At 72.6% G+C, this 13,310-nt stretch carries 11 protein-coding genes and 1 riboswitch; of the genes, 7 read left to right on the top strand and 4 right to left on the bottom strand.

Annotated features, from left to right (window positions below; translation table 11 throughout):
- Window positions 1-110: 110 nt before the first annotated feature.
- Both OCT49_RS25570 and OCT49_RS25565 read right to left on the bottom strand, forming a co-directional pair.
- Complete coding sequence (locus OCT49_RS25570; protein ID WP_283854161.1) at window positions 111-893, bottom strand: enhanced serine sensitivity protein SseB; 783 nt, start codon at window positions 891-893, stop codon at window positions 111-113.
- A 127-nt stretch (window positions 894-1,020) separates the two neighbouring features.
- A complete protein-coding gene (locus tag OCT49_RS25565) occupies window positions 1,021-1,704 on the bottom strand; it encodes an AAA family ATPase (protein WP_283854160.1) in 684 nt (227 codons plus the stop codon).
- A gap of 160 nt (window positions 1,705-1,864) precedes the next feature.
- Window positions 1,865-1,962: riboswitch (glycine riboswitch) on the top strand.
- A 141-nt stretch (window positions 1,963-2,103) separates the two neighbouring features.
- Here OCT49_RS25565 and gcvT point away from each other — a divergent pair.
- From gcvT to OCT49_RS25535, 6 genes are all read left to right on the top strand, one after another.
- Complete coding sequence (gene gcvT / locus OCT49_RS25560) at window positions 2,104-3,219, top strand: glycine cleavage system aminomethyltransferase GcvT (RefSeq protein ID WP_283854159.1); 1,116 nt, start codon at window positions 2,104-2,106, stop codon at window positions 3,217-3,219.
- 92 nt (window positions 3,220-3,311) lie between these two features.
- The gene (gene gcvH, locus OCT49_RS25555; RefSeq protein WP_283854158.1) at window positions 3,312-3,689 is read left to right on the top strand and encodes a glycine cleavage system protein GcvH; all 378 of its coding nucleotides are present in this window, start codon (window positions 3,312-3,314) and stop codon (window positions 3,687-3,689) included.
- A gap of 22 nt (window positions 3,690-3,711) precedes the next feature.
- The gene (gene glyA, locus OCT49_RS25550; protein WP_283854157.1) at window positions 3,712-4,971 is read left to right on the top strand and encodes a serine hydroxymethyltransferase; all 1,260 of its coding nucleotides are present in this window, start codon (window positions 3,712-3,714) and stop codon (window positions 4,969-4,971) included.
- Between the two features lie 158 nt (window positions 4,972-5,129).
- Complete coding sequence (locus tag OCT49_RS25545; protein ID WP_283854156.1) at window positions 5,130-6,512, top strand: L-serine ammonia-lyase; 1,383 nt, start codon at window positions 5,130-5,132, stop codon at window positions 6,510-6,512.
- Between the two features lie 109 nt (window positions 6,513-6,621).
- On the top strand, window positions 6,622-6,894 hold the full coding sequence (locus OCT49_RS25540) for a hypothetical protein (RefSeq protein WP_283854155.1): 273 nt from the start codon (window positions 6,622-6,624) through the stop codon (window positions 6,892-6,894).
- Window positions 6,891-7,283: a type II toxin-antitoxin system VapC family toxin gene (locus OCT49_RS25535; protein ID WP_283854154.1), complete on the top strand. Its 393-nt coding sequence runs from the start codon at window positions 6,891-6,893 to the stop codon at window positions 7,281-7,283. The genes OCT49_RS25540 and OCT49_RS25535 overlap by 4 nt, the downstream gene beginning before the upstream one ends.
- 77 nt (window positions 7,284-7,360) lie before the next feature.
- Here the strand turns inward: OCT49_RS25535 and OCT49_RS25530 are convergent, their stop codons facing one another.
- On the bottom strand, window positions 7,361-8,401 hold the full coding sequence (locus OCT49_RS25530) for a hypothetical protein (RefSeq protein WP_283854153.1): 1,041 nt from the start codon (window positions 8,399-8,401) through the stop codon (window positions 7,361-7,363).
- 172 nt (window positions 8,402-8,573) lie between these two features.
- Here OCT49_RS25530 and OCT49_RS25525 point away from each other — a divergent pair, with 172 nt between their 5' ends.
- Window positions 8,574-10,409, top strand: a complete 1,836-nt coding sequence (locus OCT49_RS25525) for a caspase family protein (protein ID WP_283854152.1) — start codon at window positions 8,574-8,576, stop codon at window positions 10,407-10,409.
- A gap of 2 nt (window positions 10,410-10,411) precedes the next feature.
- Here the strand turns inward: OCT49_RS25525 and OCT49_RS25520 are convergent, their stop codons facing one another.
- Entirely contained in the window at window positions 10,412-13,246 is a 2,835-nt protein-coding gene (locus OCT49_RS25520; RefSeq protein ID WP_283854151.1) for a CHAT domain-containing protein, read from the bottom strand.
- Between the last annotated feature and the right edge of the window lie 64 nt (window positions 13,247-13,310).

Genomic DNA, 13,310 nt, shown 5'->3' with positions numbered 1-13,310 from the left:
CCCGATGCCGAGGCACCAGCCATGAAACCAGCTTATGCGCCGGTCCTGACACCGGCTTGACACCGCGGGCCGGAGGCGCGCGGTCCGGTCCGGGGCCCTGGAACCCCGTCCTAGCGGTCTGCCCGCTGGTAGAACGGCCGGATCCTCTCCCGCATCCAGTCGCCCACCGGGTCCTGCGCCACGTCGAGCAGGACGAGATTGACCGGCCAGGGCACCTCGACCCGGCCGAGGGCGCGGCCGAGGGCGGCCATCGGGGCGTCCATCGGGGCGTTGAGGTCCGCGCCCTCCCCGCCGGAGAGCTCCACGCCGATGAACAGGACGGGGTCCTCGCCCTCGATGCTGGCCAGGGTCCGGCGCGCGGTGAGCACCACGCCGCTCTCCTCGAACTCGCCGGCCGCCGCGGAGAGGAAGTCGACGGGCTCCTCCTTCCAGTCCGGCTCGTACAGCCGGACCCGGCCGCCACTGGCCGGGCCGTCCAGCGGGGTGCGTCCGGTCCGGCAGAGCTCGGCCACGGCGGGCGGCGGCAGCGGCATCCCGACCGCGCCGCCCGGGTTCACGGCGATGCCGAGCTGCGGGGGCAGGCCGCGGGCGAATTCGCGGGCGGGCGCGACGGCGAAGGACATGTGGGCGCCGACGCAGGCGAGGAACTGCTGCTCGGAGCTGAACACGGGGACGTACGGGGCGCCGTCGATCTCCATCGTCGGCAGGTCGAGGTCCGGGGAGTCGGGTCCGCCGCCGTTGGGCAGGGGCACCCAGACCTGGTTGCGTCCGAGCACCTCGACGAGCCGTCCGCCCGCCTCCGGGCTGCCCACCGAGGCCATCAGCACCTCTTCGAGCTCGTTGGCCGGCCATCCGCCCTGCGGATGGGACTGGACCTGCGCCGGAATGTCCACTGCTTCCCCTTCTTGCCCGAGCCTTCCGGCAGAAGGTTAACGCCCGCCGCCGCGACCGCCCCGATCCCTCGAACCCCCGGTCGACCGGCCCCTCGGCGCCCCGCCCGGCCGACTGCGCCCCGGCCGCTCAGCTCCCGGGCTCGGTGAATCCGATCCGGTCCAGTCTTCCCGCCGCCTCCCGGTCCAGCAGCACCGCCGAGGCGCAGCCGGGCGGCAGCAGGCCGGTCTCGGTGGCCCGCAGCAGCCGGGCCACGGCCCTGCGGTGCCGGGCGAACGCGTAGCCGGACACCCCGCGCCCGCGCTCCCGCTGGCCCTCCCTCGCCGTCTGCGGCGTGACGTCGAGCAGGATCAGGTGCAGGCCGCGGCCCCGGCGCCGGGCGTCCCGGGCCAGCCAGCCGCGCACCCACGCCTGGGTGCCGCAGTCGTGGACGACGACGGATCCCCCCGAGCGCAGCGCCCGCCGCAGCCCCCAGTAGTGGGCGGCGCGGACGAGCGGGCGGTAGAGGGCGTACGGGAGTAAGCGGGGCATCATCCCCGCCCAGCGTTCGCGGGTGTCCTGCGAGTCGATCGCGTGCGCCGTCGTCACCGTCCGCCGGATGAGCGTCGACTTGCCGCTGCCCGGCAGCCCGGAGACCACCACCACGTCGCCCGGCGCGAAGTCCAGGGCGCGCGGACCGCCCCCCGTCCGCTCCCGCAGGTCCCGCACGACGGGCGCGTGCGGGCCGAGCGCCTCCCTGGCCGGAGCTCCCGGCTGTGCGGGCATCGCTCCGTGCGCGATGCCCGCGGTCGTCGCGTATCGCCGCAACGTCATCACCCTCCCCCTGTACGGGTCACCCCACGTATGCCCCTGAAGTGTAAAGAAAAGGTAATGCGAGACAATGGTCCGCACCGCCGAATCCCGCAGGGGGACCGACGCCCCACTCCGGCCCGATGCGTGCGATGATGACCCGGCCAACTACATACAGGCCGTTTGAATCCGCGCGGGAGAGTTCCGGTGACCGCGCGTGCCGGGCGCCGAAGGAGCAAGTTCCTCCCTTGAATCTCTCAGGCCCCGTACCGTGCGGATGAGGCAGATCTGAAAAGCGGGCCGCCCTGCGGCTCCACCCAAGGTGCAAGCCGACCCCGTTCAGGGGCTCCCGGCGAACCTCTCAGGTTCCGATGACAGATGGGGAGGGATCGTCCTCGTCGTCATGCCCCGGGAGTCACGTCCATGAGCACCGCCCCCCGTCTCACCGCCCTCGATGCCCTGCACCGTTCGCTGGGTGCGACCATGACCGATTTCGCCGGCTGGGACATGCCCCTGCGCTACGGCAGCGAGCGCGACGAGCACCACGCGGTCCGCACCCGGGCCGGCCTCTTCGACCTGTCGCACATGGGTGAGATCACCGTCACCGGCCCCGAGGCCGCGGCCTTCCTGAACTTCGCGCTGGTCGGCAACATCGGCACCGTCGCCACCGGCCGCGCCCGCTACACGATGATCTGCGCCGAGGACGGCGGCATCCTGGACGACCTGATCGTCTACCGGCTCGGGGAGACCGAATACATGGTCGTCGCCAACGCCGGCAACGCCCAGATCGTGCTGGACGCGCTGGCCGCGCGGGTCGGGGGCTTCGACGCCGAGGTGCGCGACGACCGCGACGCGTACGCGCTGCTCGCCGTCCAGGGCCCCGAGTCCCCCGCCATCCTGGCCTCCGTCACCGATGCCGACCTGGACAACCTGAAGTACTACGCCGGTCTGCCCGGCACCGTCGCCGGTGTCCCCGCGCTGATCGCCCGCACCGGCTACACCGGCGAGGACGGCTTCGAGCTGTTCGTCGCCCCCGAGCACGCCGAGCAGCTGTGGAAGGCGCTGACCGAGGCGGGCGCCTCCCGCGGCCTGATCCCGTGCGGGCTCTCCTGCCGCGACACGCTGCGCCTGGAGGCCGGCATGCCGCTGTACGGGCACGAGCTGACCACGGCGCTGACCCCGTTCGACGCCGGTCTCGGCCGGGTCGTGAAGTTCGAGAAGGAGGGCGACTTCGTGGGCCGCAAGGCCCTGGAGGCCGCCGCCGAGCGCGCCGAGACCGCCCCGCCGCGCAAGCTGGTCGGGCTGATCGCCGAGGGCCGCCGGGTGCCCCGCGCCGGCTTCTCCGTCGTCGCCGAGGGCCAGGTCATCGGCGAGGTCACCTCGGGCGCCCCCTCGCCCACCCTCGGCAAGCCGATCGCCATGGCGTACGTGGACGCCGCACACGCCACGCCCGGCACCACGGGCGTCGCCGTGGACATCCGGGGCACCCACGAACCGTACGAGGTCGTGGCCCTGCCGTTCTACAAGCGCCAGAAGTGACCCCCGCGCCTCCCCAAAAGTGACGTATTCGCGTCTCACGCCTTAAGACCACCGTTCATCAGCACTCCCCCGCGTACAGGAGAATTCAGGTCATGAGCAACCCCCAGCAGCTGCGTTACAGCAAGGAGCACGAGTGGCTGTCGGCCGTCGAGGACGGTGTGGCCACGATCGGCATCACCGAGTTCGCCGCCAACGCGCTCGGCGACGTCGTCTACGCCCAGCTCCCCGAGGTCGGTGACACGGTGACCGCGGGCGAGACCTGTGGCGAGCTGGAGTCGACCAAGTCGGTCAGCGACCTGTACTCGCCGGTGACCGGCGAGGTCACCGAGGCGAACCAGAGCGTCGTGGACGACCCGTCGCTGGTGAACTCCGCTCCCTTCGAGGGCGGCTGGCTGTTCAAGGTACGCATCGCGGAGGAGCCCGAGAACCTGCTCTCCGCCGACGAGTACACCGAGTTCTCCGGCAACTAAAGAGACCCCAAGGGACCACCTGATGTCGCTTCTCAACTCCTCCCTCCACGAGCTGGATCCGGACGTCGCCGCCGCCGTCGACGCCGAGCTCCACCGACAGCAGTCCACCCTCGAGATGATCGCCTCGGAGAACTTCGCTCCGGTCGCGGTCATGGAGGCCCAGGGCTCCGTCCTCACCAACAAGTACGCCGAGGGCTACCCCGGCCGCCGCTACTACGGCGGCTGCGAGCACGTCGACGTCGTCGAGCAGATCGCCATCGACCGGATCAAGGCGCTGTTCGGCGCCGAGGCGGCGAACGTCCAGCCGCACTCCGGCGCGCAGGCCAACGCCGCCGCGATGTTCGCGCTGCTGAAGCCGGGCGACACGATCATGGGCCTGAACCTGGCCCACGGCGGTCACCTGACCCACGGCATGAAGATCAACTTCTCCGGCAAGCTCTACAACGTGGTCCCGTACCACGTCGACGAGACCGGCGTCGTGGACATGACCGAGGTCGAGCGGCTGGCCAAGGAGTCCAAGCCGAAGCTGATCGTGGCCGGCTGGTCCGCGTACCCCCGTCAGCTGGACTTCGCCGCGTTCCGCCGGATCGCGGACGAGGTCGGCGCGTACCTGATGGTCGACATGGCGCACTTCGCCGGTCTGGTGGCCGCGGGCCTGCACCCCAACCCGGTGCCGCACGCCCACGTCGTCACCACCACCACGCACAAGACCCTCGGCGGTCCGCGCGGCGGTGTCATCCTGTCGACGCAGGAGCTGGCCAAGAAGATCAACTCCGCGGTCTTCCCGGGTCAGCAGGGCGGCCCGCTGGAGCACGTGATCGCGGCCAAGGCGGTCTCCTTCAAGGTCGCGGCCTCCGAGGAGTTCAAGGAGCGCCAGCAGCGCACCCTGGAGGGTGCCCGCATCCTCGCCGAGCGTCTGGTGCAGCCGGACGTCACCGAGGTCGGCGTCTCCGTGCTGTCCGGCGGCACGGACGTGCACCTGGTCCTCGTCGACCTGCGCAACTCCGAGCTGGACGGCCAGCAGGCCGAGGACCGGCTGCACGAGATCGGCATCACGGTCAACCGGAACGCCATCCCGAACGACCCGCGCCCGCCGATGGTCACCTCGGGTCTGCGGATCGGCACGCCGGCCCTGGCCACCCGTGGCTTCGGGGCCGAGGACTTCACCGAGGTCGCGGAGATCATCGCGGCCGCGCTCAAGCCGTCCTACGACGCGGACGCGCTGAAGGCCCGGGTCGTCGCGCTGGCCGAGAAGTTCCCGCTGTACTCCGGCCTGAAGTAGTCCGGACAAGTTCTGGTAAGACGCCGGAACGGGGCATCGCGCACACTGGTCGGTGAGCGCGGTGCCCCATCCCGTGCCCCGCCGCTCCCCGGACCGGCCGGCCCGTAACCCGCACCACCCGGCAGACAACGACGTCTACCAACCCTGAGGAGTCACCCGTGGCCATCTCGGTCTTCGACCTGTTCTCGATCGGCATCGGCCCGTCCAGCTCCCATACGGTCGGCCCGATGCGCGCCGCCCGCATGTTCGCGCGCCGGCTGAAGAACGACGGTCTGATCGCCCACACCGCCTCGATACGGGCCGAGCTCTACGGTTCGCTCGGAGCGACCGGGCACGGCCACGGCACGCCCAAGGCCGTCCTGCTCGGCCTGGAGGGCGAGTCGCCCCGCACCGTCGACGTGGAGAGTGCCGACGAGCGGGTGGAGCACATCCGCGCCACCGGCCGGATCAACCTCCTCGGCATGCACGAGATCGCCTTCGACGCCGACGAACAGCTGGTCCTGCACCGTCGCAAGGCACTGCCGTACCACGCCAACGGCATGACGGTCACCGCCTTCGACCAGGACGGCGGGACGCTGCTGCACAAGACGTACTACTCGGTCGGCGGCGGCTTCGTCGTCGACGAGGACGCGGTGGGCGAGGACCGGATCGTCCTCGACGACACCGTGCTGAAGCACCCCTTCCGCACCGGCGACGAACTGCTGCGGCTCTCCCGGGACACCGGCCTGTCCATCTCCTCGCTGATGCTGGAGAACGAGAAGGCCTGGCGCACCGAGGACGAGATCCGCTCGGGCCTGCTGGACATCTGGCGCGTCATGCAGGCCTGCGTCTCGCGCGGCATGTCCCGCGAGGGCATCCTGCCCGGCGGTCTCAAGGTCCGCCGCCGCGCCGCGACCACCGCCCGCCAGCTGCGCGCCGAGGGCGACCCGCAGACCCACGCGATGGAGTGGATCACCCTCTACGCGATGGCGGTCAACGAGGAGAACGCGGCGGGCGGCCGGGTCGTCACCGCGCCGACCAACGGCGCCGCGGGCATCATCCCGGCCGTGCTGCACTACTACATGAACTTCGCGGCCGGCGGCGCCACCGAGGCGGAGAAGGAGGACGGCGTCGTCCGCTTCCTCCTCGCCGCCGGGGCCATCGGCATGCTCTTCAAGGAGAACGCCTCCATCTCCGGCGCCGAGGTCGGCTGCCAGGGCGAGGTCGGCTCCGCCTGCTCCATGGCCGCGGGCGCCCTCGCCGAGGTCCTCGGCGGCACCCCCGAGCAGGTCGAGAACGCCGCCGAGATCGGCATGGAGCACAACCTCGGCCTGACCTGCGACCCGGTCGGCGGTCTCGTCCAGATCCCCTGCATCGAGCGCAACGGCATGGCTGCGGTCAAGGCCGTCACGGCGGCGAAGATGGCGCTGCGCGGCGACGGCAGCCACAAGGTCTCCCTCGACAAGGTCATCAAGACCATGAAGGAGACGGGCGCGGACATGAGCGTGAAGTACAAGGAGACGGCGCGGGGCGGGCTCGCGGTGAACATCATCGAGTGCTGACGGGGACGGGCCCGGCCGCACGCTTCATCCCTTCGGTGCGGTCGGGCCCTCCGTTCCCACGCGGAACGATCACCCACTCAATAACAAGAGTCTTGTTAAGCTCGGCTCCATGGATACCTCCCCGGCTCCCGGCGAAGGGCCCGTCCGGCCCGTATCGGTCTCGCTCCACGAAGGCACCATCGCCGCCCTCAAGGCACGTACGGGCAAGCGAGGCATGTCCGCCTACGTCGAGTCCCTCATCCAGCGCCAGCTGGAACGGGACCGGCTGCGCGAGCTCATCGAGGACGCGGAAGCCGAGCACGGCCCGGTCGACCGGTCGGCCGTCGACGCCAAACGAGCGGTCCTCCGCGGCGAGACGGCCGACTCGGCGGACGCCGCGTGAGCGGCACGCTCGTCCTGGACTGCGAAGGCCTGTCCGGACTGGTACGACGCACACCCGAGATCACCGAGTGGCTGGCCGCGGCCGAGGCCGAGGACCTCCGCGTCGTCACCAGCTCCGTCACACTCGTCGAAGCCCGCGACCCCAAGGTCAACCAGGCCCGCTTCGACTACGCCGTCTCCCGTGTGAACGTCATTCCGCCCGACGAATCCATCGCCCGCCGCGCGAGCAAGCTCCTGGCCACGGCCGGACTGCACGGCCACAAGTACGCCCTCGACGCCATCGTGGCCGCCACCGCGCTCACCTCACCGGCCCCGGTGACCGTCCTGACATCGGACCCCGAAGACCTCCTGATGCTCTGCGGGCCCGGCGTCCGCATCATCAGGATCTGAATCATCGGGATCTGATCCGCGAGGCCGCGCCCCGGTCCGCTCAAAGCCTTTCCGGCCCGCCGCGCGGGCGTCCGCGGTCACGGCACCGGGCGGCCCCGCAGGGTCACGCCGTACCTCGTGCGCAGCCGGTCGATCTCCCACCACGCCACCGCCGACACGGACGCCGGGCCGCCGATCAGGGCGCAGATCCGGATGAGCGGCGGGCCCGGCGGCATTCCGCCCATGACCAGGTTGACGGCCGCCAGTTCCCACACCAGCACGCCCGTCAGCAGGGCCGGGAGCGCGGCATGCACCTCGGAGGTGCCGAACACGGTGCGGACCACCGTCGCGGAGGCGAACAGGACGAAGAAGAACGCCCAGATCACCAGGGCGAACAGGGAGAACCCGACGAGCGGGGCGAACCAGTGGCCCTCCATGCTCTGGCCGACGAACACCATGACCGCGAAGAGCAGCGGCACGGCCGTGAACGCACCGAAGTACTGGAGGGCCAGGCGCATGGAGGGGCGCAGCCGGGCCCGCATGCCCGCCCGGGCGGTCACGGGCACCATCCGGAACAGGATCGTGATCACCAGGGGCGCGGTGAACAGCAGCAGCCACGGGGTGACGGCGAGCCGGAGCACGTACTGCTCCTGGACCTCCTCGAAGTCCGCCGCGGTGCCGTAGACGACGAGGATCAGCAGGGACATGGCCAGCGCGGTCCAGGCCCTGGCCTTCTGCACCCGGATCACCTGCGGGTCCACGATGCGGCGGTGGGCGTGCGGGGGGAACCTCAGACGTGCCTGCCGACGGGCCGAGCGGGCCAGCGGATAGGACACCAGCAGGACCACGACGAAGGGCAGGAAGCAGAGGACGAGCACCGCCCACACGCACCCGTGGACGGGCAGCCGGCGCAACAGCTCCGCCAGCGAGGGCCAGTCGCCGTCGCGGAACTCCTGCCACAGCGAACGGGGCGGTGCGTACGGGCCGTACGGCGGCCGGCCCGGGGGCGGGTACGGCCCCGGGTAGGGGTAGGGGTACGGAGGAGGGCCGGGCTGCGGCGGCACGCCGGGCGGCGGGGGCGGCTGTCCCCCGTTCGGCTGCCATGCCGGGCCGTACGGGTTGTGTCCCCCGAAAGTCACGCCGTTTTCCTTCCTGAGCCGTGGGAAGCATGGGGTGCGGAACGATCCTGGTGGTTCTTCACCCCCAGTCAACATTCCACGCGACGGCCGGACACGCGGTTGCACGCGGCTGCCCGGCAGCCGCCCCGAAAACGCCCCGACCGTGCCCCGACGGCCCTGGCAGGATCACCGTATGCGAACCGTGTACGCACTTCTGGTGGGCATCGACGACTATCCGGACAAGCCGCTGAGCGGCTGTGTCAACGACGTGGTGGAGGCGGAGAGTTGGCTGCGCGAACAGGGCGGCCCGAGGGTCTCGGTCCGGCGGCTGCGCGACGCGGAGGCGACCAGGGCGGCCATGGTCGACGCCATCGGGACGCACCTGGGGCGCAGCGGTCCGGGTGACACCGCGCTGTTGTGGTTCAGCGGGCACGGCAGCGAGCACGAGAGCGACGGTCCCCGTACGGCGACCGGCATGAGCCAGGCGCTGGTGTGCGCCGACAGCCTCGACGAGGGCGGGCAGCCGCTGCTCCGGGACACCGAACTCGGCGCCCTCCTCGACGGGATCGCGGCGGGCGGCGCCCATGTCGTGGCCGTCCTCGACTGCTGCCACGCCGGCGGGGCGAGCCGCAAGCCCCCGCCCGGTACGCGCTCGCGGGGGGTGGTCTGGCGGCCGTGGTGGCGCACGGCCGGTACGCGGGCCGCGGGGGCGTCGGGGACCGGCCCCCGTCGGCATGTGCTGCTCGCCGCGTGCCGGGAGCAGGAGTCCGCGTACGAGGCGCTGGTCGACGGCGAGCCCCGCGGGTACTTCAGTCATTCGCTGGTGCACGCGCTGCGCCGGCTCGGCCCGGCCGCCGCGTACGGGAAGGTGCACTCCCTCGCCGAGGAGCGGGTGCGCAGCCGGCAACCCGCGCAGCATCCCGAACTGCGCGGCCCGGACCACCTGCGTTTCCTGCACGGCGACGCGCTGCCCGTACCGCCGTTCCTGCTCCGGCACACGGTGGCGGGGTGGGAGGTCAACTGCGGTTCCGTGCACGGGCTCCGGTCCGCGGGGGCCGAGTTCACCCTGGCCGACGAGTACGGCGACCGGCGGGCCGCCGGGCCCCGGACGGTGGTCGTGCGGACGGTGCGCCCCGAGTCGTCGCTGGTGGAACCGGTCGGTTGGGTGCCGGGACCGGACGATCTCACCACGGTGTACGGGGTGAGGCCGTCGGCGCTGGCGTTCCCCCCGGCCGCAGTGACGGTCGTCGGGGATCCCGCCGCCGTCGACATGATGACGGCGGTCGTGGAGGGCACGCCGCTGCTGTCCACCGGCGGGCACGGGCTGCCGCTGCGGCTGGAGGTCGGGGCGGGCACGGCCCGGGTGACCGGGGGCGACGGACATCCGGTCGCCCCGCTGCCGCTGCGGTCACCGGCCGACGCCGCCCGGGTGGCCGACTGCCTGTGCCACATCACGCATTGGCACCTGCTGAAGGACCTGACGAACCCCGACCCGTGGCTGTCGTCGCTGGTGCGGGTGACGGTCGAGCCGCTGGTCGGCGACCTGCGGCACACGGCGACGGGCGAGATCGTGTGCGCGTACACGCCGGACGGCCGGGAACCGCAGGTGATGGTGCGGATCCACAACAACTCCCCGCTCATGCTGTGGGGCGTGCTGCTCGATCTGACGGACGACTACGAATCGTCGCCCGGCCTGTTCGAGGGCGACTTCGTGGCGCCCGGGCACGCGGGGACGGCGCGGCGCGGAGAACCGGTGTGGCTGCGGCTGCCGCCCGGCCGTTCCCTGGTGCGGGGCTCGTTCGCCCGGGACTGGCTGCGGCTGGTCGTCGCCGAGAACGAGCTGAATGTCGCTCCGTTCCGGTTGCCGGCCTGGTCCCCGGGTGGCATGGCGGGGCGCGGCGGCGCGGCCCCGGAGGGCGGGTTGCTGCGGCTGGCCCAGCCGCCCGGTCCCCGGACCGCGGGCGGACCGGCCCACGACGTGGGCCGGTGGGGCACCACGGCGGTGGCGATCCGCACCGAGCTGCCCTGACGTCACCGGCCGAGGTGGGTGAACCCGGCCCAGCCGGTCGGGTCGACGGCGTCGATCATCGGGACCCGTGCCGCCATGTCCGCGGGCATCCCGGCCGGTGCCCTGCGGCCCTCGTCGAGCATCCACAACTGGGCGTCGCGCAGGGCCTGTCCGGGGGTCCGGCCCTCGCGGCGCATGTAGTGGTGGGTCATGTACATCAGTACGGACGTGGCCTCGTCCGGCACCGGCCACAGGGAGCCGAGCACCGAGCGCGCGCCCGCGACGAGGAACGCGGTGGACAGGCTGTACGCCTCGTCGTGGCCGTGCCCGGACACGTTGGTGCTGCACGCCGCGAGCACCACGAGTTCCAGGTGGCGATAGCGGGCGGTGCCCTCGGTCAGTTCCTCGGCGTTCAGGTTGCCGCCGGACAGTTTGAGGTACGCGCTGTTGCGCCGTCCCCGGCGCACCTCGCCGTGGCAGGCCAGGTGCAGCATTCCGCCGTGCTGTCGGCCCAGCCGGTCGGTCACGGCGGCGGGCGTGGCGGTGCCGGGGCCGAGGAACTCGCCGTCCGGGTAGAACGTGCGGAAGATGGCCCCGGCCTCCTTGCCCGCGTGGTACAGGTCGCGGGTCGGGTCGCCGACGACGAGGGCCTGCCGGATGCCGGCGGAGGGCCGGCCGGCCACCTCGCACAGCAGGCGGGCGGAGGGGGTGTACGAGATCTCCGCCTCGTGGCACGCGTAGCGCGGTGCGCCGCGACGGCCGGGCAGGCGCGCGGCGTGCCAGGGCACGGCGCCCAGTTCCGCCATCGGTACCAGCACCACGGCCGGGGTCCGGCCCGCCCCACCGGGCAGCGCCTTGAGCAGGGGGCCCATCACCGCCCGCCCCGCCCACGCGCACAGCCGCTCCAGCGCGGTGCGGCCCTCGTCCGGGGTGGGAGGCTGCGGCCTGGGCGCGCTCGCGACGGGCGGTCCGCCCGCGGTGCGACCGGGTGCCCCGGCTGCTTGGTATTCCGTCAGCTCGCTTGCGGAGAGGGTGAGTTCGGGTAGCCGGAGGGCCTTGGTGGTGCCGTCGGCGAGGACGATCAGCGCCGTTCCGGGCACGCCGTCGCCGCCGGGCACCAGATAGACCAGCGCGGCACGGCCCATGGTGCGCAGCGCCCGGCCGATGTCCGCGAGTCCGGGGACGTCCAGCAGTTGCCGGCGGTGCGGGGACGCGGCGAGGGCCTGGAGCACCCGGCGCCGCAGCCGGCTGGAGGGGCCCGGGGCGGTGCGCGGGGCGGGCATGACGGCCCCCGGCTCCGGGTCGGGCGCGGCGCCGCCCGCGGTCCGCCACTCGGCGGCCAGGTCGTCCTGGCCGAGGGCGTGCAGCATGTCGGGGACGGTCGTGGCGACGGTCGCCGCGTGCAGGACGAGGCCGCGCCCGGCGTCCAGGGCGCGTACGGCCTCGTCGTGGACGCGGTCGGTCAGGCACCAGCGGGCCACGTCGAGCGCCTGTTCACCGGCCCGGCGGCCGGTCTCGGCGGCGTGCGCGGTACCGGACTGGAGCAGGACGTTCCAGGTGGCGGCGCGCAGGGCGTCGAGGCCGACGCGGCGGGATTCGGCGTGGTTGAGGCGGGTGGCCCGGGCCCCGAGCACCTGGTTGTCGGCGCGGACCCGATAGCCCGAGGCCAGGGTCATCCCGAGGGAGTTCCCCATCGGGTGTGCCGGGCCGCCGGCCAGGCGCAGGGTGTGTTTCAGCCAGGAGATGCCCTGGTCGATGTGGGCGGGGCGGTCGGGGCCGGGGACCGACGCCATTCCGCCGAGCATGAGGTGGGCGGAGCCGAGCGCCTGGGCGTTGCGGATCCAGCGCTCGTCGTCGGGTTCGAGGAGGTCCAGGGCGTCGTGGAGCAGTTCCATGGCCTCGAGGGCGCCCCTGGCGTTGCCCGCGAACAGGGCTCTGGCGGCACTGCTCATGCCCGCCTCGCCGAGCCGGTCGGCCTGCCCCTCGCGCGGCAGCAGCGCGACCTGCCGCCGTACCTCGTCCAGGTCGGGGGTGGCCACCATGCCGGAGGCGTCGGGCAGGAACCGTCCGGTGCGCCGGCCGCGCAGGAGCTCCAGGTTGGCCCGGGCGACGTCGAGGTTGGACTCCATCCCGAGCCGGTCCATGTGGTCGGGAGGCAACTGTGCGACGACCTCCTCCAACTCGCCGATGTGCCGGGCGAGTGCGGTCTCGTCCTCGCGCCGGGTGGCCTGGTGCGAGCGGAACACGGCGAGTTGCCCGTCGATGCCGAGGCGTGTCCCGGCGTCGAAGGCCGGCGAGTCCCTCAGCCGGGCCATGTCCTCCACGGCCGAGTCGAAGTCGTCCTCGCCGCCGCCGTTCTGGGCGAGGTGGGCGCGGATTCCGGCATGGGCCAGGTCGAGCGCGTCCTGTTGCGGGCTGTCGGGCGGGAAGGCGGCGCGGGACTGCTCGATCCGGACGAGCGCCGCCTCCATGTCGGCGGGGTCCTCGATCCGTTGCAGCCCGGACGTGCTGCCGATGGTCGTGACCGTGGCCCGCCACTGGCCGTCCGGCCCGTGGGCCCCGGCCTCGGCCATGAGTTCGTCCAGCTGTTGCTGGTCGCCGACGTGCCGGTGGTACCGCAGCATCGGCAGGACGGCGAGGATCTGCCCGGCGCGCATGCCCGACATCGCGGTGCCGCGCGGAAGGTTCCTCCAGTCGGTGTGCAGCCGCTCCCAGGCCTCGTCGGCGGTGGCGCAGCCGAGCCTGTCGAGGACCAGGTCGGTGGCCCGGGTGAGGTCCTGGGCGTCGGTCCTGCCCCCGGTCAGCGACTGCTGGATCTCGTACAGGATCGACTGGAGGTCGTACGGCTTCGCCTGCATGTCCAGGGCCTTTCGTGTGGGTCTTGCCGGGCTCGATCCGAAGAAAAAGGTCCCGGGGCGTGTT

It is taken from the genome of Streptomyces sp. ML-6 (genome assembly GCF_030116705.1).
Lineage (GTDB): Bacteria > Actinomycetota > Actinomycetes > Streptomycetales > Streptomycetaceae > Streptomyces.
This window is presented reverse-complemented; position numbering and strand designations above follow the sequence as displayed.